Source organism: Pseudomonas sp. SWI36, assembly GCF_002948105.1.
Lineage (GTDB): Bacteria > Pseudomonadota > Gammaproteobacteria > Pseudomonadales > Pseudomonadaceae > Aquipseudomonas > Aquipseudomonas alloputida.
Window position 1 is genome coordinate 1155985 of record NZ_CP026675.1, and the last position, 25349, is coordinate 1181333.

At 62.7% G+C, this 25349-nt stretch carries 15 protein-coding genes; 11 read left to right on the forward strand and 4 right to left on the reverse strand.

Annotated features, from left to right (window positions below; translation table 11 throughout):
- Positions 1-22: 22 nt before the first annotated feature.
- Positions 23-4345 carry an NEL-type E3 ubiquitin ligase domain-containing protein gene (locus C4Q27_RS05745; RefSeq protein ID WP_104886607.1) on the reverse strand — a complete coding sequence of 1441 codons (4323 nt, stop codon included), beginning with the start codon at positions 4343-4345 and terminating at the stop codon, positions 23-25.
- A gap of 332 nt (positions 4346-4677) precedes the next feature.
- Between C4Q27_RS05745 and C4Q27_RS05750 the strand changes: the two genes are divergently transcribed.
- The 7 genes from C4Q27_RS05750 to C4Q27_RS05780 all read left to right on the forward strand — a co-directional run bounded on the left by C4Q27_RS05750 (position 4678) and on the right by C4Q27_RS05780 (position 11547).
- Complete coding sequence (locus C4Q27_RS05750; protein WP_064492331.1) at positions 4678-5595, forward strand: glutamate/aspartate ABC transporter substrate-binding protein; 918 nt, start codon at positions 4678-4680, stop codon at positions 5593-5595.
- Positions 5596-5740: 145 nt separating this feature from the next.
- Entirely contained in the window at positions 5741-6487 is a 747-nt protein-coding gene (locus tag C4Q27_RS05755; protein ID WP_010952242.1) for an amino acid ABC transporter permease, read from the forward strand.
- Entirely contained in the window at positions 6488-7159 is a 672-nt protein-coding gene (locus C4Q27_RS05760; RefSeq protein WP_003254970.1) for an amino acid ABC transporter permease, read from the forward strand. It begins immediately after the preceding gene.
- A complete protein-coding gene (locus tag C4Q27_RS05765; RefSeq protein ID WP_020190711.1) occupies positions 7156-7890 on the forward strand; it encodes an amino acid ABC transporter ATP-binding protein in 735 nt (244 codons plus the stop codon). The genes C4Q27_RS05760 and C4Q27_RS05765 overlap by 4 nt, the downstream gene beginning before the upstream one ends.
- A gap of 68 nt (positions 7891-7958) precedes the next feature.
- The gene (locus C4Q27_RS05770; protein ID WP_019438135.1) at positions 7959-9863 is read left to right on the forward strand and encodes an ATP-binding protein; all 1905 of its coding nucleotides are present in this window, start codon (positions 7959-7961) and stop codon (positions 9861-9863) included.
- Positions 9864-9910: 47 nt separating this feature from the next.
- Entirely contained in the window at positions 9911-11188 is a 1278-nt protein-coding gene (locus C4Q27_RS05775; RefSeq protein WP_231114292.1) for a sigma-54 dependent transcriptional regulator, read from the forward strand.
- A gap of 23 nt (positions 11189-11211) precedes the next feature.
- Positions 11212-11547: a GlpM family protein gene (locus tag C4Q27_RS05780; RefSeq protein WP_010952237.1), complete on the forward strand. Its 336-nt coding sequence runs from the start codon at positions 11212-11214 to the stop codon at positions 11545-11547.
- Positions 11548-11564: 17 nt separating this feature from the next.
- Here the strand turns inward: C4Q27_RS05780 and C4Q27_RS05785 are convergent, their stop codons facing one another.
- Positions 11565-12560, reverse strand: coding sequence for an alpha/beta fold hydrolase (locus C4Q27_RS05785; RefSeq protein ID WP_104886608.1), 996 nt, complete (start codon positions 12558-12560; stop codon positions 11565-11567).
- A gap of 195 nt (positions 12561-12755) precedes the next feature.
- Here C4Q27_RS05785 and metR point away from each other — a divergent pair, with 195 nt between their 5' ends.
- Positions 12756-13673: a transcriptional regulator MetR gene (gene metR / locus C4Q27_RS05790; protein WP_003254981.1), complete on the forward strand. Its 918-nt coding sequence runs from the start codon at positions 12756-12758 to the stop codon at positions 13671-13673.
- Here the strand turns inward: metR and C4Q27_RS05795 are convergent.
- A complete protein-coding gene (locus tag C4Q27_RS05795) occupies positions 13657-14070 on the reverse strand; it encodes an NUDIX domain-containing protein (protein WP_064492335.1) in 414 nt (137 codons plus the stop codon). The two genes, metR and C4Q27_RS05795, sit on opposite strands and share 17 nt — an antisense overlap.
- Positions 14071-14206: 136 nt before the next feature.
- On the opposite strand from C4Q27_RS05795, the gene C4Q27_RS05800 reads away from it, so the two are divergent.
- Together C4Q27_RS05800 and C4Q27_RS05805 are read left to right on the forward strand one after the other, a co-directional pair.
- Complete coding sequence (locus C4Q27_RS05800; protein ID WP_104886609.1) at positions 14207-18487, forward strand: DEAD/DEAH box helicase; 4281 nt, start codon at positions 14207-14209, stop codon at positions 18485-18487.
- Positions 18488-18699: 212 nt separating this feature from the next.
- Positions 18700-20319 (forward strand): FMN-binding glutamate synthase family protein, encoded by a 1620-nt coding sequence (locus C4Q27_RS05805; RefSeq protein ID WP_004575669.1) that lies wholly within the window; start codon positions 18700-18702, stop codon positions 20317-20319.
- A gap of 36 nt (positions 20320-20355) precedes the next feature.
- Here C4Q27_RS05805 and C4Q27_RS05810 read toward each other — a convergent pair whose 3' ends face one another.
- Positions 20356-21774 carry an amino acid permease gene (locus C4Q27_RS05810; RefSeq protein WP_003254987.1) on the reverse strand — a complete coding sequence of 473 codons (1419 nt, stop codon included), beginning with the start codon at positions 21772-21774 and terminating at the stop codon, positions 20356-20358.
- Positions 21775-22165: 391 nt separating this feature from the next.
- On the opposite strand from C4Q27_RS05810, the gene C4Q27_RS05815 reads away from it, so the two are divergent.
- Entirely contained in the window at positions 22166-25315 is a 3150-nt protein-coding gene (locus tag C4Q27_RS05815; RefSeq protein ID WP_104886610.1) for a transglycosylase domain-containing protein, read from the forward strand.
- Positions 25316-25349 lie beyond the last annotated feature (34 nt).

The following is a 25349-nucleotide window of genomic DNA, read 5'->3' on the forward strand; positions in this document are numbered from 1 at the left end:
ACGGTGAAGCCCTCTTGATCCGTCAAGGGGGCGTACTCGCCCAGCGCTCATAGGCTTCACGCGCCAAACGCGCGAGCAATGCCCGCTCGCTGCGATCGAAATCAGCCTTCAGTGCTTCACAGCGTTGCAGAAACTCGTTTTCGCTGATCACTTGCTCATCTACCTGAGCCTGCAGGGCCTCCATACGCTGGTGCAGTGGCTGTACCAGGTCTTCAAATCGCTGCGCATGAAACTCGCGCGCGTATTGCTCCCAGAAAGGCCGCTGTGCCAACGAGGCAATCAGGGCATCTGTCGACTCATTTTGCAAAACCGCGTCCTGGACCCGCAGCAGGTCGCTGGTGGTCACGTTTGCAAAACTTGGGTAGTGCATTTCGTCGAGCTCGATCGGCAAGCCCAATGGACGCGCAAGCCGCTGTCGGTAAAACAGCCTTGTCTCGATTTCATCGATATGTGGGGCGTGCTCGGCATGCATGCGTTGCACGTGCAACGTCGCGTGGCGGTCGACCTCGTCCAGGCGAAACAAACCACGCGCCAGGCTTAGCAAACGAGCTTCCATCCGGCTGCCATGAGCATCTTCGACGGCGCGCAGCACCAGAACCCCAAGCTCCATCTGCTCCAGCAACAGCAGCAGCCGGTCTTCACAACTGCGGGGACCAGATGCCTCGAGAAACAACTGATGACGCAACTGCTCGTGCTGCTCACACGTTTCCAGAATTCGCCAGATTCGGCTGCGGTAATGCCCAGGGTGCTGCTCAAAGTCCTCGCCGTGAACGAAGTCTGCCAGAAAGCGGAACATTCCATCTGAGTGCGGTTCCTCAAGCAGCGCTGTCCATATGGCCTGCTGGCGATCACGTTCAGCGTCGGCTGTGCTGTTGGCCCAGGTATTGAACAGGTCACTGTCAATGGCGCGATGGCGTGCGGACGCTGACCCCCACTGCCCTGGGGTTACACCTCGTGCCTCATCAAGCAGTAATGCGTCAGCTTCGCCAAGTGGATTATCGTGCAAGGACAACTGGTGCACCTGCAGGCGCAGCTGCTGCAACTCTCGGCGCAGCGTGCGAATGTTGTTGTTTCGCAAGTCTATGTGGGCACGAAATGAAATCCGCTCAGGCAACGCCTCAAGGCCAGCAGAGCGCAAGTTGACTTCACGCAAATTGCCCAGGCGCGTCAGTACCGGCGCCCTTCCCAACGGGTTGTGGCTGAGGTCCAGGTACCGCAGCGCACTCATCCCGGCAAGACGCAATTCACCGGCCTCATCCATTATCACGCTGTTGCGGCGCAGGTTTAGCTGCCGCAGGCGGGGCATATGTTCAATGCCGTGAGGGATCGCAGTCAGGCGATTGCCGGACAGGTCGAGCTCAATCAGGTTGGGAAAGCGTCGAAGAAAGTCCCCATTGATTTCACCAAGGCCCAGGTCACTGAGGATCAGCCGTCGCACATGATCAAAGCTCACCCCCTCCGGTAATTCGGGCAGACTCCCGATACGCTCTCCGCTGATGATCAGCGCGTAGTCCCCGGCCTCGTCGGTTATCTTGCGCCGCCAGCTTCGCCGTACGGCAGTAGCGACCCGACGGCGGCGTAGCGCGTCCAGTGGGTTACTGGCATCCCTGCGCCACTGGCGCAGGCTCTGACGCAGGCGCGCCAACTGCCCCGTCAGCTGGCTGTAGTGCTCCCACAACCCTACTCGCCGCTCCATGAGGTCAAGCAGATAGGCTTGTAGCTCCCCGTCTGTCATCGTCGGAAACACTTGGTGAATACCACGCCCTATGGCACGCCGACTGCTCTCGCCTCGCCCACTCAAGGCATACCCGATACGCCCATCCCCGAAACGGGTCGGGGGTCGCAGGCCAACGCCCAGACGCGGCATGCCACAGAGCTCAGCCGCTTGGGTACGATCAGCGGCAGCGGCCTCGATCAGCAACGAGCCCAGGGCGCCAGGACTGACAGCGGCATCGCCGAGATCGGCTGTCTGCGTCTCGTCCAGCGCCGCCAACAGTGCCGCCAGGTAGGGGCCGGATGTGCCTTGACCGGCGTAGCGGTAGCCGTCGCCGCGGCGCACGATACACCGTACATCCTGCGCAGACTCGGCGCCGATACCGGCCAGATACCGGCCACTCGGGCTACCTTCGCGCAGTTCGATGCGCAGGGTGTCCGGGCATTTCAGCTGACGCTCGAGCAAGCCCAAAGCCAGGCGTTCGGTGTCCGGATTGACGCAACGCGGCAGGCGCAAACCGGCACAGGCCCTGTCCAGACGGCTTTCGCGCAGCGACCATCGTGCACGCTCGGCCACTGCCAAAGGGATCCGCTGCGCGTTGCTGAGCGTATCGAGCTGCGCACCGCTGCATTGCTGAAGCAGCTCACGGGTACAGCGAGCCGACAGGCCGGGGAAAGTGCGCCGCAATATCCGCTCGATGCCATTGGGCTGCACTTGCCGATCAGCAACGTACTGCGCCAGTCGCGGCGCGCTGAAGTCCGGGTGTAATTCATGTGCCTGATAAAGCTCCAGGGCATCGAGCAACCGTGCAGGTGCGCCCATGTGCTCGACGTGCAAACGGCGAATCTGCGCTTCACTCAGCCCTGTCACCTGGAGCAGGTAGTCACATGTCGGTTCCGGTAGCTCTGCCAGGGGCGTACTCAAACGGCGTACCAGATTGGCCCGCCCTTCCCAGTACTGTGGAGCTTCGAGTTCATGGCGCCAGCCACCGGCGCCATTCTGCTCGATCACAGGGCGATAGGCACTGGGACGACCAGGGTGCAGGATCCTGGCGCGACCATCCTGCGGATCCTCCATCACCCGATAACGGCCCTCATCGAGGTGCCATAACCATTCCTGTGCGCCAGCACCACGCAATGGTTGGGCATCGTAACCGGGTAGATCCGTGGCCATGAGCTTGACCTTGCCGGCGGAGGTGCACACCGGTGCCAAGTCATCCACGAAGGCCAGACGCTCAAGAGCACGCACGGCCACTTGGCTGCCGGCTGCGATCATCCCGCCGACCACAACGTTTTCAGCAACGTTGAACAGGTGGTTCAACGCCCCTTCGCGGTCCCCCATGCGCCAATCTTCATACCCTTCATAAACTTCGTCAGCAATCTGAACCGCGTTTGCCACCAGCAGCACTTCGCCAAGCACAGGCACGAACGCCCCCGCCACGTTCAGCACATTCAAACCCAGCTCTTTGTAGCCCTGCATGCGCGCTTCACGGTCTTCGTCATCTTCGACATCGGTGGGCACGGCGAGCACCCTGGCGTCATCCCTGATCTTGGCGAGGCATTGCCGACGCAGGTGTACGAACGGTGCGTCAGTGATCGGTGCAGAACGGGCGTCGAGTTCCACCCCCGCTGTCGATGCCTGTGCGACCCGCTCGTTCAATACGCGATAGAAATTGATGCGCTCACGCTCGGTAATGAAGCGTGCGAAAAAGCGCCGATAGGCCGGCGCACGGAAGCGCTTTCCAAGGTAGTTGTCGAGTGCATCCCAGCTGGCATGACGGGAGACGGGCTGATGAGGGTCATCGGGTATCCAGAGCACCACCGACTCCACTGCGCCATCAGCGGAGGAACGCACTTCCAGCGTCAGCACGCCCTGAACCGGGCGGCCCAGCAGGTACAACTGCCGGGGCACCACAGTGCCCACCAGCGCAGGTACCACCGGCTTTTCGGCAATAAGTGGCAACAGAAAAAAATACGTGCGCTCGTCAATGTCCTGTTTCAACGCAGCGACCCGCATCGCCACCTCGAAATGGGCCTTGAAACTCGCTTCGAACAGCCCGTGCAAGCGGGAAACGGCCTGGCCCGGCTCATCCTCCGGGCCATCTTCAGGCTGTAGATGGTGGGTGAGCAACGCCTGGTACTTGCCCCCTGCGTCGACCTCGCGACATGCGGAGGCAAACGCGTGGAAGCTCATCGGCAGGCGGTTACCGTTGCCATCGACCAGTTCACCTTTGAGAGTGAGCCCGGGGCGTGTCTCCCTGCGATGATAGTTATGCAGCGCCGCCTCCAGCAATGACCGCCTGGAGCGACGAACATAGGTGGGCCGCAGCAGCACAGGCGAAGCGCTGGGCAGCAACAGCCGCTGCGAGACCCGTACCCTCCAGCCCGTCACGTCCGGGTTGCTGAAGCCGCTCTTGCGCAGTTTCGTTTTGAGCAACGCTGCTGCGTAGGCCTGCAAAGAAGGGATGGCCTGGAGGATCGGGCCAAGCCGCGCATTGCAGTGCGCCTGGCGACTCAGGGCATTACGTAACGCATCGAGCCTTTCCGGTTGGGCGTGGTCGACTAGCCATCCAGGCAAATTCTGGGCGATCAGGCTATCGATGGAATCGTTCGGGAGCCGGTGCAGTGACATCTGTGGAACTCTCCAGGCAAAGAGCAAAGCTCACTACGTCTGCGCCCTTGCCGCGCACTGCATAGTTACCGCAAGCGATACCGGGATAGGTGGCTGCCCATGCGTTCGGATAACCGAACGAGCAATCGCTGTTTATTCGGCCTGGCGAACCCCGAAGAGAGATCGAGACTGTCAAGCACGAGCAATACCAGTGGTTTAAGGTCGACAGCAGGGCTTGGCACGAGTCATGCTCTACACTTGGTAGCCGAATGCACCCGCTTCTTGCTGTATTCGTTGAACGAAGAGTCCGCCAACGGCTCCATAAAAAAAACAAACACGTCGAGGAAAATTTGATGCGTATCGTTCGTCAATTGCTGGGCGCAGCCATCGCGGCTGCAGTCATCGCTTCGCCGGCCATGGCCGAGGAGCTCACCGGCACCCTGAAGAAGATCAAGGAATCGGGCACCATCACGCTGGGGCACCGCGACTCCTCCATTCCATTTTCCTACCTGGCCGGCAAACCCGAGCCCGTCGGTTACTCGCATGACATCCAGCTGGCCGTCGTCGACGCGCTGAAAAAGCAACTGGGCACGGACATCAAGGTCCGCTACAACCTGGTCACCTCGCAAACCCGTATTCCGCTGGTGCAGAACGGCACCGTCGACCTGGAGTGCGGCTCCACCACCAACAACGTCGAGCGCCAGCAACAAGTCGGCTTCTCGGTCGGCATCTTCGAAGTCGGTACCCGCCTGTTGACCAAGGTCAAGGATGGTCAGCCGGCATACAAAGACTTCCCGGACCTGGCCGGCAAGAACGTGGTGACCACCGCCGGTACCACCTCCGAGCGCATCCTCAAGGCGATGAACGCCGACAAGCAGATGAAGATGAACGTGATTTCCGCCAAGGACCACGGTGAAGCCTTCAACATGCTCGAAAGCGGCCGCGCCGTGGCCTTCATGATGGACGACGCCCTGCTCGCCGGTGAAATGGCCAAGGCGCGCAAGCCAGCGGACTGGGTCATCACCGGTACCCCTCAGTCGTACGAAATCTACGGCTGCATGGTGCGCAAGGATGACGCTGCGTTCAAGAAAGCGGTCGACGACGCCATCGTTGCCTACTTCAAGTCGGGCGAAGTCAACAAGAGCTATGACAAGTGGTTCATGCAGCCGATCCCGCCTAAAGGTCTGAACCTCAACTTCCAGATGAGCGACGAGCTGAAAAAACTGATCGCCGAGCCGACCGACAAGGCTGCGGACGAGAAGAAGTCCTGATCCTCAGTAAATAGTGGCCTGGTGCTCACGAGCACGAATCAATTCTGCAGGCCACTCATTAGTGTCTAACCTTTCATCCGTGGGCGCCTTGCGCCCCCGGATGCTCGAAGGTGCCCGTGAAACAACCGTCTGAGGGGAAATCCCGATGAATTACAACTGGGACTGGGGCGTGTTCTTCAAGTCCACCGGCGTGGGCAGCGAAACCTATCTGGACTGGTACATCACCGGCCTGGGCTGGACCATCGCCATCGCCATCACCGCCTGGATCATCGCGCTGCTGCTGGGGTCGCTCCTCGGTGTCATGCGTACCGTACCGAACCGCCTGGTATCGGGTATCGCCACCGCCTACGTGGAACTGTTCCGCAACGTGCCACTGCTGGTGCAACTGTTCATCTGGTACTTCCTGGTACCGGACCTGCTGCCAGAAGGCTTGCAGGAATGGTTCAAGCAGGACCTCAACCCGACCACTTCGGCGCTGATCAGCGTGGTCATCTGCCTGGGCCTGTTCACCGCCGCGCGCGTCTGTGAGCAAGTGCGTACCGGTATCCAGGCGCTGCCCAAAGGCCAGGAAGCAGCCGCCCGCGCCATGGGCTTCAGCCTCCCGCAGATCTACAACAATGTGCTGCTGCCGCAAGCCTACCGGATCATCATTCCGCCGCTCACCTCCGAGTTCCTCAACGTATTCAAGAACTCCTCGGTGGCGTCGCTGATCGGCCTGATGGAGCTGCTGGCGCAGACCAAACAGACCGCAGAGTTTTCCGCCAACCTGTTCGAGGCGTTCACTTTGGCCACGCTGATCTACTTCACCCTGAACATGGGCCTGATGCTGCTCATGCGCATGGTCGAGAAGAAAGTCGCCGTGCCTGGCCTGATCTCCGTGGGGGGCAAGTAAATGGAAATGGATTTCAGCGAAATCATCCCCGCCCTGCCTGCCCTCTGGGAGGGCATGGTCATGACCCTCAAACTGATGGTCATGGGAGTCATCGGCGGTATCGTGCTGGGCACCATCCTGGCCCTGATGCGCCTGTCGTCGAGCAAACTGCTGTCGAACGTGGCCGGCGCCTACGTCAACTACTTCCGCTCGATCCCGCTGCTGCTGGTGATCACCTGGTTCTACCTGGCGGTACCGTTCGTGCTGCGCTGGATCACCGGCGAGGATACCCCGGTGGGTGCCTTCACCTCCTGCGTGGTCGCCTTCATGATGTTCGAGGCCGCGTATTTCTGCGAAATCGTCCGCGCCGGTGTGCAGTCGATCTCCAAGGGCCAGATGGGCGCCGCACAAGCGCTGGGCATGAACTACGCGCAGACCATGCGCCTGATCATCCTGCCCCAGGCCTTCCGCAAGATGACCCCGCTGCTGCTGCAGCAGAGCATCATCCTGTTCCAGGACACCTCGCTGGTATACACCGTGGGCCTGGTCGACTTCCTCAACTCGGCACGCTCCAACGGCGACATCATCGGGCGCTCCCATGAGTTCCTGATCTTCGCCGGCGTCGTCTACTTCCTCATCAGCTTCTCCGCTTCGTGGCTGGTCAAGCGCCTGCAAAAAAGGATCACCGTATGATTTCCATCAAGAACGTCAACAAGTGGTACGGCGACTTCCAGGTACTGACCGACTGCAGCACCGAGGTCAAGAAAGGTGAGGTGGTGGTGGTCTGTGGCCCGTCGGGCTCGGGCAAGTCCACCCTGATCAAGTGCGTCAACGCGCTGGAGCCGTTCCAGAAGGGCGACATCGTGGTCGATGGCACTTCGATTGCCGACCCGAAGACCAACCTGCCCAAGCTGCGCTCGCGCGTGGGCATGGTGTTCCAGCACTTCGAGCTGTTCCCGCACCTGACCATCACCGAGAACCTGACCATTGCCCAGCGCAAGGTACTGGGCCGCAGCGAGGCGGAAGCCACCAAGAAGGGCCTGGCGCTGCTCGAGCGTGTAGGCCTCAGTGCCCATGCCAAGAAACACCCCGGCCAGCTCTCCGGTGGCCAGCAGCAGCGCGTGGCCATCGCCCGCGCCCTGGCGATGGACCCGATCGTCATGCTGTTCGACGAACCTACCTCCGCACTGGACCCGGAAATGGTCAGCGAGGTACTGGACGTGATGGTGCAACTGGCCCACGAAGGCATGACCATGATGTGCGTAACCCACGAGATGGGCTTTGCCCGCAAAGTCGCCAACCGGGTCATCTTCATGGACAAGGGCAGCATCATCGAAGACTGCACCAAGGAAGAGTTCTTCGGTGACCAGAGCGCCCGCGACCAGCGCACCCAGCACTTCCTCAGCAAGATCCTGCAGCACTGACCCGGCCACAGCTTCCGCTGCCAGGGACCCACCAGGCAGCGGAAGCTGGTCGTAACAAGGCCACTGTGATGAAATGCGATCCCTCGCTACTTCGCCCTGCCAAGCCTGCCGTGAATTCCCGCCTGATCCGTCAATTGCTGTTACCACCACTGATCATCCTGCTGATGGTCGGCCTGGGAATGGCTGGCTACCTGATCAGCGAGAGCAATGGTATCCGCACCCTCAGCGAAAACGGCGAACGCCAGCTGGAGCTGCACGCACGCACGGTCGAAAGCGAAATCAGCAAGTACACCTACTTGCCGAGCCTGCTGGAGCTGGAAGACAGCGTCTCGCACCTGCTCACCGACCCGGACGGCGCCTCACGCCAGACGGTCAACGAATACCTTGAAGGCCTGAACCGTCGCAGTCGCAGTCGGGCCATCTTCGTCCTCGACACCAATGGCCGGGTACAGGCCACCAGCAACTGGCGCGATGCCGACTCGTTCCTGGGTGAAGACCTGTCGTTCCGCGCCTACTTCCAGACTGCCGTGCGCGGCGAGCCAGGGCGGTTCTACGGCATCGGCAGTACCACGGGCGAGGCCGGCTATTACCTGGCCCATGGGCTTGAGGAGCACGGCAAGATCATAGGCGTTGCGGTGATCAAGGTGCGCCTGGACACCCTCGAGGAGCGCTGGCAGCGTGCCCGCCTGGAGGCGTTCGTCAGTGACGAGAATGGCATCATCATTCTCTCCAGCGACCCGGCCCGGCGCCTCAAGTCGGTGCGCCCGCTGACCCCGCAAATCAAGGAGCGCCTGGCGCGAAGCCTGCAGTACTACTGGTGGCCGCTGAACGAATTGCAGCCCCTGGCCCGGGAAACCCTGGCCGATGGTGTGGAAAAACTGACCTTCCCGGCCAACACCGAAACCGCTCATGGCAAACCGCACGAAGTGGCCTACCTGGCGCAAACCAGACGCCTGGTCGACACGCCCTGGCATTTCACCCTGCTGACCCCACTGCAGGACCTGCGTCGCGAATCCATGGTGCAGGGCATTCTGGTGGGCGTTGCCTTTGCCTTGCTGGCGATCCTCGGCATTGCCTGGAACGAGCGGCGCAAAGTGATCGCCACCCGCCTGGCGGCGCGCGAAGCCCTTGAAGAGGCCAACAGCCAGCTGGAGCGGCGGATTGCCGAACGCACCGCCGACCTGCGCGCCAGCAACGAACGCCTCAAGGGCCAGATTCGCGAGCGCCGGCATGCCGAGCAGACCTTGCGCCACGCCCAGGATGAGCTGGTGCAGGCAGGTAAGCTGGCCGCCATCGGGCAGATGTCCACCAGCATTGCCCACGAGCTGAACCAGCCACTGGCTGCGCTGCGCACCCTGTCTGGCAATACAGTGCGCTTCCTCGAGCGCGGGGCGCTGGAAACCGCCAGCACCAACCTGCGCACCATGAATGACCTGATCGACCGCATGGGCCGCATCACCGCCAGCCTGCGCTCGTTCGCCCGGCGCGGCGATGACAGCGGCCAGGCTTCACTGGCCAAGGCAGTAGAGGCCACCCTGCAGGTGCTGGCCAACCGCATCAGTGCCTGTCATTTGCAATTGCACCACCAGTTCGAGGACCAGCAACTGGCCATCGACCAGACCCGCCTGGAGCAGATTCTGGTCAACCTGATCGGGAATGCCCTTGACGCCATGGCCGCGCAACCGCAGCCTGAGCTATGGCTGGAAGGCGAGTTGCAGGGTGACAAGTACCGTTTGCAGGTGCGCGACAACGGCCACGGTATCGACCCCGAAGCGCGCAAGCACCTGTTCGAACCCTTCTTTACCACCAAACCGGGCGAGCATGGCCTGGGCCTGGGCCTGACCCTGTCGGCGAGCCTTGCCGCCGCCGCCAAGGGAAGCCTGAACGTCGAGCATCCCGTCACCGGCGGCACGGCCTTCGTCCTGGCCCTGCCTCTGGTTTCACCCCCTAGCGAATCGGCAGAGCATCCATGAACCAAGCGCCTCTTACCGTCCTGATCGTCGAAGACGACCCGCATGTGCTGCTCGGCTGCCAGCAGGCGCTGGCCCTGGAGGATATCGCCTGCGAGGGCGTAGGCAGCGCCGAACAGGCGTTGGAACGCATCGGCGACGATTTCGCCGGCATTGTCGTCAGCGACATCCGCCTGCCGGGTATTGATGGCCTGGAGCTGCTCAATCGCCTCAAGGCCCGTGACCGCAGCCTGCCGGTGGTGCTGATCACTGGCCATGGCGATATCGACATGGCCGTTGGCGCCATGCGTAACGGCGCCTACGACTTCATGGAAAAACCGTTCTCCCCCGAGCGCCTGGTCGACGTGGTACGCCGCGCGCTGGAACAGCGCGGGCTGTCACGCGAAGTGGTGGCCCTGCGCCGCCAACTGGCCGAACAGAGCAGCCTGGAGGGACGCATCATTGGTCGCTCACCGGCCATGGAACACTTGCGCGAACTGATCGCCAACGTCGCCGACACCTCAGCCAACGTGCTGATCGAAGGCGAGACCGGCACCGGCAAAGAGCTGGTCGCACGCTGCCTGCACGACTTCAGCCGCCGCCATAGCCACCCGTTCGTGGCGCTGAACTGTGGAGGCCTGCCGGAAAACCTGTTTGAAAGCGAGATATTCGGCCACGAGGCCAACGCCTTCACCGGTGCCGGCAAACGCCGCATCGGCAAGATCGAACACGCCAATGGCGGCACGCTGTTCCTCGATGAAGTGGAGAGCATGCCGATCAACCTGCAGATCAAGCTGCTGCGCGTGCTGCAGGAGCGCACCCTGGAACGATTGGGCTCGAACCAGAGCATCCCGGTGGATTGCCGGGTGATCGCCGCGACAAAGGCGGACCTTGATGCGTTGGGCCAGAGCGGCCAGTTCCGCAGCGACCTGTATTACCGGCTGAACGTGGTCACCCTGGAGCTGCCGCCGCTGCGTGAGCGCCGTGAAGACATCCTGCAGTTGTTCGAACATTTCCTGCAGCAGTCGGCCCTGCGCTTTGATCGGGAAACACCGACACTGGACAGCCAGACCCTGTCGCGCCTGATGGCCCACGACTGGCCAGGCAACGTGCGCGAGTTGCGCAACGTGGCCGAACGCTATGCCCTCGGCCTGCCAGCGTTCAAGAAAGGCCCCAGCGGTGGTGCCAACCAAGGCCTGCTTTTTGCCGAGGCGGTGGAAGCATTCGAACGCAACCTGCTCACTGATGCCCTGCAACGCACGGGTGGCAACCTGAGCCAGGCCAGCCAGGAGCTGGGCATGGCCAAGACCACGCTGTTCGACAAAGTGAAAAAATACGGCCTCGCCTGACTGAACCCAAACTGGAAAACAACGTGGACCTGGTATTCAAAGCGGCCCTGGGCGCAGGCGTGGTGCTGTTGCTGGCAGTGCTGTCGAAAACGCGCAACTACTACATCGCAGGGCTGGTGCCGCTGTTCCCCACCTTCGCCCTGATTGCCCACTACATCGTCGGCAAGGGGCGCAGCATTGCCGACCTGAAGACCACCATCCTGTTTGGCATGTGGTCGATCATTCCGTATTTCGTGTACCTGGCAACCCTGTATGTACTGGTCGACCGCTTGCGCCTCGAGGCTTCGATGGCGCTGGCCACGGTGGCCTGGCTGATCGCTGCGACCGTGCTGGTGACTGTGTGGGTGCGGATGCACTGATCGAAATCGGCGCCGATTCAGAGCCCTGCGATGTGCGTGACCTCTTGCCTGTGAGCCTGCAAATAAGGCAACACCGCCCCCAGTAACGGCGCCTTGAACGGCTCCTGGAAACGGTGCGCCAGCCCCGGGATCAAGCGCAACTGGCTGCCCCGGATATGCGCCGCCAGGTGCACGCCATGCATCACCGGCAATAACGGATCAGCCGTGCCGTGTACGACCAGGGTCGGCACTCGCAACTGGTTGAGCAACTCGACGCGGCTCGGCTCGGCCAGTATCGCCATGATCTGGCGCTTGGCCCCGTCAGGGTTGAACGCCCGGTCGTAGGCCTCCGCTGCCTGGTGCAGCAACACCTCGCGGTCGTCCCGTACCTCAGGGCTGCCCAAGGCCGCCAGCAGGTCGGCCTGCTGCTCGATTGCCACTTCACGGTTCGGTGCGCTGCGCCGGGCCAGCAACCGCACCAGCGCCGGGTCCGGCGCCGGCAGCCCCGCCGCCCCTGAACTGGACATGACCAGCGTCAGGCTGCGCACACGCTCGGGCGCCATCGCCGCCAGGTGCTGGGCAATCATGCCGCCCATGCTCACCCCCAATACATGAAACTGGCGCACGCCCAACGCGTCCATCAGGTGCAAGCCGTCATCGGCCATATCAGTCAGCGTGTAGGGCGCCGACACGGGCAGGCCCAGCTTGTAACGCAACAGTTCGAGCGTCAGGTTGGCGTGCGGTGGCACCTGGTTCCAGCGTGACAGGCCGACATCGCGGTTGTCATAACGGATCACCCGAAAACCCTGGCGGCACAATGCTTCGACCACGTCGTCTGGCCAATGAATCAGCTGCCCGCCCAAGCCCATGACCAGCAGCAAGGCCGGGTCGCGTGGCGCACCGACGCTCTGGTACACCAGGCTGACGGCACCGAGTTCGGCACGCTGCACCGGCACATGGGCGTCACAGCGCTGTTCGGCGAAACTCGCCGGTGCGCTGAACAGAAAGAAAAGGAAAAACCAAAAAGCCCGCATGAAAGAAACACCAGAATGCAGATCCCCAGTAGAGCGCGAGTCTGATGAATTCTGTTCGGGCGCGCTGCCACAGTTCGGTGACAGTTTCATGACTCCCGCCAGGCGGTGCGACGATCGCCCAGTCGACAGATGTAGCATCATGAGAGAAACTCAACTCATTACCTGGTTCCTCTATTCCATACCCCGGAGTTATCTGTGCTGGAGATCCGTCACCTGAAAACCCTTCATGCCCTGCGCGAGGCCGACAGCCTGGTGGAGGCCGCCGAACGCCTGCACCTGACCCAGTCGGCGTTGTCGCACCAGTTCAAGGAGCTTGAAGAGCGCCTGGGCCTCCCGATTTTCGTGCGCAAGACCAAGCCGATCCGCTTCACCAGCGCCGGGCTGCGTCTGCTGCAACTGGCTGATGCCACCCTGCCATTGCTGCGCAGTGCCGAACGTGACATCGCACGCCTGGCCGGAGGCACTGCCGGACGCCTGCACATGGCTATCGAATGCCACAGTTGCTTCCAGTGGCTGATGCCGACCATCGACCAGTTCCGTGATGCCTGGCCGGAAGTGGAACTGGACCTGGCCTCGGGCTTTGCCTTCGCCCCGCTGCCGGCCCTGGCCCGCGGCGACCTTGACCTGGTGGTGACCTCCGACCCGGTGGACCTGGCAGGCATCACTTATGTGCCGCTGTTCACCTACGAGGCAATGCTGGCAGTGGCCAACCAGCACCCGCTGGCCAGCAAGCCTTACATCGTGCCGCAAGACTTGCTCGACCAGACGCTTATCACCTACCCGGTGGAGCGCGATCGCCTGGACATCTTCACCCGCTTCCTGGAGCCGGCCGATATCGAGCCAGCCGCCGTGCGTACCTCGGAGCTGACGGTGATGATGATGCAACTGGTGGCCAGCGGCCGTGGTGTATGCGGCATGCCGCATTGGGCGCTGCACGAGTACAGCTCGCGCGGCTATGTGAAGGGCAAACGCCTGGGTGAGAAAGGCCTGTTTGCCACGCTTTATGCCGCCGTACGCACCGACATGCTCGATGCCCCCTACATGCGCGATTTTTTGCTGACAGCCAAGGACACCTCGTTCGCCACCCTCGACGGCGTCAGCGCGGTGCGTTGAGCGCCTGGCGATACAGCGGCAGGATCAAGTCGCGGGTCAGGGGAGCCAGTGGCATGGCGGGTGCCTGATCTGCTGCCAGCCAGACCACCTCCTCGATCTCTGCGGCCGGCACCACGGCAGCGGCGCTGTCGACACGGAACAGCTCGGCTTGCACTTCGAAGCCTGGCTCGTTGGCGGCGGGGGCACTGAACTGGCCCAGGTGCATGGCTTGAGCCGGGTCGATGCGCAGGCCCAGTTCCTCCTGCAACTCGCGCACCAGCGCCTGCACCGGCGTTTCACCGGCATCGATCTTGCCGCCTGGCTGCATGAAAGCCTCGGTGCCACGCTTGCGCACCAGCAGCGTGCGGCCCTGAGGGTCGATCAGCAGGGCGGCGGCGATGCGGATGATGTTGGGCATGGGGTGGGCTCGCTGAATAAAATGACCCGCGAGGATCCCATGGGGTCATTGGCCTGACAAGGCCGGTTATTCCTGTACCGGCCTGGCAGACGAGCGGCCCCTTGCCAACCTGTTGCACACCCTCCATAAACAACACATGAACCTGCCCGCCAAACACCACCCGGTGCTCGAGCTGTTCCACCCTGCCGTCAGCACCTGGTTCCGCCGCCACTTCGCCACGGTCACCGATGCCCAGGCTCAGGCCTGGCCGTTGATCCACGCCGGGCAATCCATGCTGCTGGCCGCGCCGACCGGTTCAGGCAAGACCCTGAGCGCTTTTCTGGCCGTGCTAGATGAGCTGCTGCGTGAAGGCATGAAGCACCAGGGCGAACTGCCTGCACAGACCCTGGTGATCTACGTTTCACCTCTGAAGGCCCTGTCCAATGACATTCGTCTGAACCTGCAGGCCCCGCTCGAAGGCATCAGCCAAGCCATTGCAGAGCAAGGCCTGAACGCCCCACGCATCACCACGGCGGTACGCACCGGCGATACACCGCAGAAGGAACGCGCCGCCATGCGCAAGCTGGCCCCGCACATTCTGGTGACGACCCCCGAATCGCTTTACGTGCTGATGGGCTCGGCCTCTGGCCGTGAAGGCCTGGCCCATGTGCACACGGTAATCGTCGACGAAATCCATGCCTTGGCCGGGAACAAGCGTGGCGCCCATCTGGCCCTGACCTTGGAACGCCTGCAAGCCTTGTGCAAAAAGCCGCTGCGGCGGATCGGCCTGTCCGCTACACAACGCCCGGTCGAACGGGTGGCACAGTTTCTGGTGGGTAGCGGGCGCCCCTGCGCCATTGTCGATATCGGCCATGCCCGCAAGCGTGACCTGGCCATCGAAGTGCCGCCGGTACCGCTGGGGGCGGTGATGGCCACTGATGTCTGGGGCCTGGTGTATGACCGCTTGGCCACCCTTGCCCGTGAACACCGCACCACGCTGGTATTCGTCAACACCCGGCGCCTGGCCGAACGTATCACCCGCCACCTCAGCGACCGGCTGGGCAAGGAGGCGGTTGCCGCACACCATGGCAGCCTGTCCAAAGCGCTGCGCCTGGATGCGGAGCAGCGGCTCAAGAGCGGCCAGCTCCAGGTGCTGGTAGCGACCGCATCGCTGGAGCTTGGCATTGATATCGGCGATATTGACCTGGTCTGCCAGATCGCCTCGCCCGGCTCGATTGCCGCCTTCCTGCAACGGGTTGGCCGCGCTGGACACCAGGTCGATGGTGTGCCGAAGGGGCGCCTGTTCCCCACCTCACGCGATGACCTGATCGAATGCGTTGCCTTGCTTGACTGCGTTCGACAGGGCGAACTGGACGCACTGCACATCCCCCGGGCACCGCTGGATGTGCTGGCCCAGCAGATCGTCGCAGAAGCCAGCAACCAGGCCTGGCACGAACAGGATCTGCTGGATTGCCTGCGCCAGGCCACACCTTACGCCGAGCTTGACCAGCACCATTACCAGGCCCTGCTGCGCATGCTCGCCGAGGGCTACAACGGCCGCCAGGGTGTGCGCAGTGCCTACTTGCACCGTGACGCAGTGAGCGGCACGCTGCGTGGCCGACGTGGCAGCCAGCTGACCGCGCTGACCAGCGGCGGCACCATCCCCGACAACGCCGACTACGCCGTGTTGCTGGAACCGCAGGCGCTGAACATCGGCAGCGTCAATGAAGACTTTGCCGTGGAAAGCATTGCTGGCGATATTTTCCAGCTGGGCAACGCCTCCTATCGCATTCTGCGCGTCGAGCCGGGCCGGGTGCGGGTAGAGGATGCTCATGGCCTGCCACCGACCATTCCGTTCTGGCTGGGTGAAGCGCCGGGGCGCAGTGACGAGCTGTCTGCCGCCGTGGCCCGGCTGCAGGCGCGAATCGACCAGCAACTGGCGCTGGCAGGCGGCGACATGGTGGAGGTACTGGCCTGGTTGCAGGCGACCTTCGAACTGGACGAAGCTTGTGCGGGCCAGTTGCTCGACTACCTGGCCCGCACCCGTGAAGTGCTTGGCGCCCTGCCCTCGCAGGATACGCTGGTGATGGAACGTTTTTTCGATGAGTCCGGCGGGACCCAACTGATCATTCATTCACCCTACGGTAGCCGCATCAACCGCGCCTGGGGCCTGGCCCTGCGCAAGCGCTTCTGCCGCACCTTCAACTTCGAATTGCAGGCTGCCGCCAGCGAGGACGCCATCGTGCTGTCACTGTCGACCAGCCACAGTTTCGAGCTGGACGAAGTATGGCGTTACCTGAACAGCCGCAGCGCCGAGCCGATTCTCATCCAGGCCCTGCTCGATGCACCGCTGTTTGGCGTGCGCTGGCGCTGGAATGCAGGCGTGGCCATGGCACTGCCGCGCTTTGTGGGCGGACGCAAGGTGGCGCCACAAATCCAGCGCATGAAGAGTGAGGACCTGGTTGCCGCCGTGTTCCCCGACCAGATCGCCTGCCTGGAGAACATCGCCGGCGAGCGGCAGATTCCCGACCATCCGCTGGTCGAGCAAACCCTCGACGACTGCCTGCACGAGGCGATGGACAGCGAAGGCTGGCTGGCCCTGCTGCGGCGCATGGAAAGCGGTGCAGTGCGCTTGCTGTGCCGGGATTTGCCCGCCCCCTCGCCGCTGGCATCAGCGATTCTCAACGCCCGGCCTCATGCCTTTCTGGACGATGCGCCACTGGAAGAACGACGTACCCAGGCGGTGCTCAACCGGCGCTGGAACGACGTGCACAGTAGCGACGACCTGGGCGCGCTGGACGCTGATGCCATTGCTGCCGTCGCGGCCGAGGCCTGGCCACAGCCGGCCAATCCCGACGAAATGCACGAGGCATTGATGAGCCTGGGTGCCATCGGTCAGGCCGAGGTAGATGCCAACCCCTGCTGGGATTTGCTGCTAAGGCAGCTGGCCAAGGCTGGGCGTGCCTTGCGCCTGCCCGATTACAAGCTCTGGTTGGCCCGCGAACGCCTGAACCTGCTGCTGGCACTGTACCCCACAGCGCACAGGGAGCCACCGCTCGAACGGCTCGCTGGCTTCGACCAGCCCATTGAGCCCGACCACGCACTGAGCGAACTGCTGCGCGCCCGCCTGAGCGGCCATGGCCCACAGACCCTGGCGCAGATCGCTGCGCCATTGGGCAAACCGGTAACCGATATCGAGCAGGCTCTGGCCCGCCTGGAAGCCGAAGGCTATGTGCTGCGCGGGCACTTCAGCCCAGGTGCAACTGACCTGCAATGGTGCGAACGCCACTTGCTGGCGCGCATCCACCGCTACACGGTCAAACGCCTGCGCCGCGAGATCGAACCGGTCAGCCTGAAAGACTTCATGCGCTTTCTGTTCGATTGGCAGCACCTGGCGCCAGACGAGCGCCTGCGTGGTCCGCAGGCGGTGGCCGAAGTGCTGGGCCAGTTACAAGGGTTCCCCAGCGCCGCAGCGGCCTGGGAGGCGGAACTGCTGCCGGCGCGTATCAAAGACTACAGTCCGCACTGGCTCGACGAAGCCTGCCGAAGCGGCCAGTTTGCCTGGAGCCGGCTGGCGGCAACAGTGGCGAGCAGCACGTTGACCAGTACCCCACTGGTGTTGCTGCCGCGGGACCAGTTGAACACGTGGCGCAGCCTGGCGCCCGCACCTGCTGTCGACGCCCTTGGCCTACGTGCGCAACGTGTGCACGAAGCGCTGAAAACCCAGGGTGCGCTGTTCTTCGATGAACTGGCACATGAGGCACACCTGCTGCCCAGTGAACTGGAAACTGCACTGCAGGAGCTGGTGGGCTCGGGCCTGGCCGGGGCGGACAGTTTCACTGGCTTGCGCAGCCTGATCACGCCTGCAACCAAGCGCAGCTCACGTAACAGCCGCCGAGGGCACCCGCCGCTTTCCAGCAGCATGGCGCATGCCGGACGTTGGGCCCTGCTGCGCCGCAGCGATGCGCCCCCGGATCACGACCAGCGCCTGGAGCACATTGCCCGCACGCTGCTGCGCCGCTATGGCGTGATCTGCTGGCGGCTGTTGGCGCGCGAGAGTGATGTACTGCCGCCCTGGCGTGAGCTGCTGCGCTGCTATCACCGATTGGAAGCGCGTGGCGAGATCCGGGGCGGGCGCTTCATTGCCGGGCTGGCCGGTGAACAGTTCGCCTTGCCTGAGGCAGTAGTATTGCTGCGGCAAGTGAGACGACGTGAACCGGACGGAACGCTGCAGGTGGTGAGCGCCGGTGACCCGCTGAACCTGATCGGCTCGTTGCTGCCTGGGGCGAAAGTGCCGGCAGTGATTGGCAACCGGCTTCTGTATCGCGACGGGATACCGGTGGCGGTGCGGATGGCCGGGCGTTACGCGTATCTGGTCGAGGCGTCCGCACAGGAGCAGGAAAGCTGGCGGCAAAAACTGCTGCGCGCCCCCCTGTAGGAGCGGGTTTACCCGCGAATACGGTAGCGGCGGCAACGGTGAACGGCGGTTGAAATTGGCCAGCAGGACCGGCCCTTTCGCGGGTGAACCTGCTCCTACGCTCGAGAATGATTTTCGCTACCCCGATTTTATTTTGCAGCGCCCGGCAACTTGGCTATGGTCGGGGTTTGCCCCAGGCCCTGAGCCTGACCGCGCCATCGCAAGGACCCTGTATGAGCCTGTCACTTCTCAGTCGTTATGCCTTCTTCGCCGCCTGTGTGCTGTTCACCTTGGCGAGCCTCCCCTTCAGCCACCACGAATGGTTGTGGCCGTTCACCCTGACCACAGGCATTCTCAGCCTGATCGGCCTGTTCGACCTGCTGCAGCAGCGCCACGCCGTCCGCCGCAACTACCCGGTTCTCGGCAACATCCGCTACCTGGTCGAGGCCATTCGCCCGGAAATCCGCCAATACCTGCTGGAGTCCGACAGCGATGCCCTGCCCTTCTCTCGCGCCCAGCGCTCGCTGGTGTATGCCCGGGCGAAGAACGAAGCCTCGGACAAACCTTTCGGCACCCTGATCGACGTATATGAATCCGGTTTCGAGTTCATCGGCCACTCCATGCGCCCGGCACCGCTGGCCGACCCGGCCAGCTTCCGCGTCATCGTCGGTGGGCCGCAGTGCAGCCAGCCGTATTCCGCGTCGATCTTCAACATTTCGGCCATGAGTTTCGGCTCACTCAGCGCCAATGCCATCCGTGCGCTCAACCAGGGCGCCAAACTGGGCAATTTCCACCATGACACCGGCGAGGGCAGCATCAGCCCCTACCATCGCGAGCACGGTGGTGACCTGGTGTGGGAACTGGGCAGCGGCTACTTCGGGTGCCGCACGCCAGATGGGCGCTTCGATCCCGAACGTTTCGCCGCCCAGGCGCGCAGCCCTCAGGTGCGCATGATCGAGATCAAGATGAGCCAGGGCGCCAAGCCCGGCCATGGCGGCATATTGCCCAAACACAAGGTCACCCAGGAAATTGCCGAAACCCGTGGCGTGCTGATGGGCGAGGATTGCATCTCACCGTCGCGCCACAGCGCCTTCTCGACACCGATCGAAATGATGCAGTTCATCGCCCAGTTGCGTGAACTGTCCGGTGGCAAGCCAGTGGGGTTCAAGTTCTGCCTGGGCCACCCGTGGGAATTCATGGGCATCGCCAAGGCCATGCTGGAAACCGGCATCCTGCCCGACTTCATCGTCGTCGATGGCAAGGAAGGCGGCACCGGCGCAGCGCCCGTGGAGTTCACCGATCATATCGGCGTGCCACTGCGTGAGGGCCTGCTGTTCGTGCACAACACCCTGGTCGGCCTGAATCTGCGCGACAAGATCAAGCTGGGCGCCAGCGGCAAGATTGTCAGCGCCTTCGACATCGCCAGCGTGCTGGCCATTGGCGCCGACTGGGCCAACTCGGCACGCGGCTTCATGTTTGCCATCGGCTGCATCCAGTCGCAAAGCTGCCACACCAACAAGTGCCCGACCGGTGTGGCCACGCAAGATCCGCTACGCCAGCGTGCGCTGGTGGTGCCCGACAAAGCCCAGCGGGTGCTGAACTTCCACCACAACACGTTGCGTGCCTTGGCAGAAATGCTGGCGGCGGCGGGCCTGGAGCATCCGGCACAACTGGAGGCCAAGCACCTGGTGCGGCGCATTTCGGCCACCGAAATCAAGCTGTTCTCGCAGATGCATGTGTTCTTGAAGCCAGGCGAGCTGCTGACCGGCGAGGTGAACGGGCAGTTCTATTCGCGGATGTGGCAACTGGCCCGGGCGGACAGTTTCGAGCCGCACAGCGAAGTGGCGGCCTGAGAGAACGCTGGGGCCGCGAAGCGGCCCCACGTCAGGTCAGGAGGCTGTACTCGTCACACCTTGCGCGTCTTTCGGCGCCAGGCGGAACGTGTAATACAGCACTGTCAGCAACACCAGGAACGCCGGGCCGATGTACAGGGCCACACGCGTATCCTCGAAGTACGCCATCAGCCCCACCACCAGCACCAGGAAGGCCAGTGCCAGATACGAGCTCAGCGGCCACAGCCACATGCGGTACTTCAGTGCCTTGCGCTCGGCAGTGGTAAGGCCGGCACGGAACTTCAACTGCGCCAGCAAGATCATCACCCAGGTCCAGATCGCACCGAAGGTGGCGATCGAGGTCACCCAGACGAAGACTTTTTCTGGCACCAGGTAGTTGGCCAGCACGCCCAGCAGCAACGCGCCGATCGACAGCAGCAGCGCATTGCGTGGCACGCCGTTCTTCGAGGTGCGGGCGAAGGCCGCCGGGGCCTGGCCGTTCTGTGCCAGGCTATAGAGCATGCGCCCGGTGCTGAAGATGCCGCCGTTGCACGACGAAAGCGCCGCCGTGATGACCACGAAGTTGATGATGCCGGCAGCGGTCTTGATGCCGAGGCGCTCGAAGGTCATGACGAACGGGCTGCCCTGGCTACCGATTTCGTTCCACGGGTAAATCGACAGGATCACGAACAACGCACCGACGTAGAACAGCAGGATGCGCCAGAATACCGAGCCGATGGCCTGCGGAATGGTCTTTTGCGGGTTGCGTGCTTCACCGGCGGTGAGGCCGATCATTTCCACACCCAGATAGGCGAACATCACCATCTGCAGCGACATCAGCACGCCGGTCACACCATTGGGCATGAAACCGCCGTTGCTCCACAGGTTGGAGATCCCCACTGCCACACCGTCATTGCCAAAGCCGAAGGCAATGATGCCGATGCCGCCAAGAACCATGGCGATGATGGTGACGATCTTGATCAGCGCGAACCAGAACTCGAACTCACCGAAAGCCTTCACCGCCACCAGGTTGACCGCGCCCATGCTGCCCAGCGCCGCCAGGGCCCAGATCCAGCGCGGAACGTCGGGGAACCAGATGCCCATGTAGATGGCCACTGCCGTGATTTCGGCAACACAGGTCACCAGCCACAGGAACCAGTAGTTCCAGCCCGTCAGGAAGCCCGCCAATGGGCCGAGGTAATCCTGGGCATAACGGCTGAACGAGCCGGCGACAGGGTTGTGCACGGCCATTTCACCAAGGGCGCGCATGATCACCAGGATGGCCAGGCCGCCGATGATGTAGGACAACATGATGGCCGGGCCGGCCATTTCGATCGCCTTGGCCGAACCGAGGAAAAGACCGACACCGATACAGGCGCCCAGCGCCATCAGGCGGATGTGCCGTTCGCCCAGTTCACGCTTGAGCGGGCCGCCTTCAGTGGCCTGGCCGTGGGCAGAGTGGTTGCCGACTGGCATAGCAATACAACCTCATTTTGTTATTGGATTTGACCTTCGTGCAGCCGCTACCATGCCGATAGGCGTGGCGTTGGCTTGCCAGGCTGGCCTTGTGGGCCGGCCCATGTGCCGGACTAGAGCGCCCGGCAGGGCGAAGGGGGCGAGCAGTATAGGAAGACCGTTGTAGGTGTTTTCACTGTATATGTGCTGAAATTTGGCTAGAACTCTGGGGCTTCAACGTGCCCCACGAATCGCCAAGGCACCATAGCAACATCGTCCGTTGAAGGAACCCACACCAAAGCCGCATAGCCCCACATGACTTTTTCCTTCTTCTTACAAATTTTTCACCCTATCCACTCAACGTCTAAGCTTCAGACAAGCAAGACGAAAATACTTGGCCGGATAGAAGACTATGGGCGCACTGTGGCAATCGGAACCAAGCAGAACGGAAGCACCCGAGATACCTCCGGCCGAGACGCCACAACCCAAGTCCCCCCGTCAGCGTCGGCTATGGTGGCGGCTGATCATCCTCATCCTGCTGGTGGCGCTGGTTGCCATCGGTGTTGCCGCGTATGACGAATTCCGTACCTCTGAACTGCAATCGCGCGAGTTCAGCAAACTGGCCAGTACACTGACCTATTCGCTGCAACCCGGTCCCAGCGATGCCATCATCTACCCCGGTGACGGGCCGTTCGACAAACGCCTGGGCTATAGCGCCCTGGGTGAATTCCTGCCACGCCTGCTCAAGCGCGACTACCTCATCAGCGAACAGGTGAAGTTCTCACCCGCATTGATGAACTACGTCGATCATGGGCTGTTCGCGCCCTATATCGAGAAAATCCAGGCCGGCCTGTCGATCACCGACTGCCGCGGCGACACGCTGTACCAGTACAACTACCCCCAGCACCTGTACCCGGACTTTGCAGCGATCCCTCCCGTGATGGTCAACAGCTTGCTGTTCATCGAAAACCGCGACCTGCTGGATACCCAGGACCCACGTAACAACCCGGCAGTGGACTGGCCACGCTTTGCCAAGGCCGCCTACAGCCAGGTCGCCAAGTACCTGGCCCTGCCCGGCCAGTCTGCCGGCGGCAGCACCCTGGCCACGCAGCTGGAGAAATATCGCCACTCACCCGACGGCCTGACGGTGTCGGGCGCGGAGAAAATCCGGCAGATGATTTCTGCCAGCGTGCGTGCCTACCAGGGCGGTCCCGACACCACCGAGGCACGCCAGCGCATCGTGCGTGACTACCTCAACAGCGTACCGCTGTCGGCTGTGCCTGGGCATGGTGAGGTACATGGCATGGCCGAGGGCCTGCGGGTGTGGTACGGCGCCGACTTCGACCAGGTCAACCAGGCCCTGAACGCCACCGCCACCGACCCCGAGAGCATGGCCGCACGCGGCCTGGCCCTGCGCCAGGTGCTGTCGCTGATGATTGCCCAGCGCCGCCCCTCGCATTACTTGTCCAAGGGCCGGGTCGAGCTGGCCGAACTGACCGACGCGCACATCCGCGTGCTCGCCGCCAACAAGGTCATCGATCAGCCGCTGGCCGATGCCGCGCTGGCCAGCAAGGCGGTGTACCGCGACTGGGTCGCGCAGCCGACCATCGTACCGATCATTACCAACAAGGGCATCAGCCTGGCACGCAACCGCCTGTCGGCCATGCTCAATCGCCCGCTGTACGACCTCGACCGCCTCGACCTGTCAGCCACCAGTACCTTGCAGGCCGACCTGCAGCTGCAGATCAGCCAGTACCTGAAAAACCTTGCCGACCCGGCGTTTGCCGCACAGATCGGCCTGATCGGCGAGCGGCTGCTCACTGCCAAGACCACCGACCAGGTGAGCTACAGCTTCACCTTGTTCGAACGCACCGCCGATGGCTCGCGGGTACGGGTGCAGACCGACAGCACCAACCAGCCCTTCGACATCAACGAAGGCAGCAAGCTGGAGCTGGGCTCAACCGCCAAGCTGCGGGTGCTGACCACCTACCTTGAAATTATCGCCGAGCTGCACGACAAGTACGCTGGCAAACCTGCCGCCGAGCTGAAGAAGGTCGAAGTGGCTGAACTCGACCGCATCACGCAATGGTCGCTGGAATGGCTGGCGCAGAACAGCAAGAACCAGAGCCTTGACGCCATGCTCGACGCCGCGCTCGAGCGCAAGTACTCGGCCAACACCGGTGAAGCGTTTTTCACCGGTGGCGGGATGCATGTGTTCAACAACTTCCGCAAGGAAGACAACAACCGCAACCCGACACTCAAGGATGCACTGCGCGAGTCGATCAACCTGCCGTTCATCCGCCTGATGCGCGACCTGGTGCGCTACGTGACTTACCAGCAGCCGTACAATCGCGTGCCGCTGCTCAAGGACGATGCCGACCCGCGCCGCCAGGAGTACCTTGCGCGCTTTGCCGACAAGGAAGGCACCAACTACCTGATGCGCTTCTGGAAGAAGTACCAGCGTAAAACCTCGCAACAACGCCTGGACACCTTCCTCGACAGCATGCGCGTGACCCCACAACGGTTGGCGGCGGTACACCGCTACCTGTTCCCCGAGGCAAGCCAGGAAACCTTCAACGCGTTCGTGCGTGCCCACCTCAAGGGTGACAAGGTCGTGCTGGGCAAACTGACCGATGGCCGTCTGTCCGAGATGTACGTAGCTTACGGCCCCGGCAAGTACGACCTGCCCGACCAGGGTTACATCGCCAAGGTCCACCCGCTGGACCTGTGGCTGCTTGGCTACCTGCTGAAGAACCCGAGCTCGACACTGACCGAGATGATCAACGCCAGTCGTTTCGAACGCCAGGAGGTATACGGCTGGCTGTTCAAGAGCCGCCACCAGGGCGCCCGTGACAGCCGCATCCGCACCATGGTCGAAATCGAAGCCTTCCTCGATATCCACCAACGCTGGAAACGCGTGGGCTATCCATTCGACCACCTGGTGCCCTCATTGGCCACCGCCATCGGCAGCTCCGGCGACCGCCCCGCTGCCCTCTCAGAACTGGTCGGGATCATCCAGAACGACGGTGTTCGCCTGCCTACCCTGCGCATCGACACCCTGCACTTTGCAGCCAACACACCCTACGAGACCAAGTTGATCACAGACCCGGACCGGGGCGTGCGAATTCTGCCAGTCGAAGTGGCGCGTGCACTCAAAGGCGCCATGTCGCAAGTGGTCGATGCAGGTACCGCGCGGCGTATTTCCGGCAGTTTCAAGCTGCAGGACGGCACGCCGCTGGTGATGGGCGGCAAGACCGGTACCGGTGACAACCGAATCGAGAGTTTCGGCGCCGGCGGCCGGCTGATCGGCTCACGCTCGCTGAACCGCACCGCCACCTTCGTGTTCTTCCTCGGCGACAACCATTTCGGCACGCTGACCGCCTTCGTGCCGGGCCGCACGGCAGAAGCGTTCAAATTTACTTCGGCGCTGCCAGTGCAGGTGCTCAAGGGCATGGCACCGATCCTCATGCCTTACCTGCAGCCGGGCAACCCGAATGAGTGCAAGCCGCCACAGGTTGCCCTGCACACACCGCCACCGGCAGGGAACACATCGACGCAGTAGATGATAATCATCAGCATTGAAGGGCTTGTCTTTA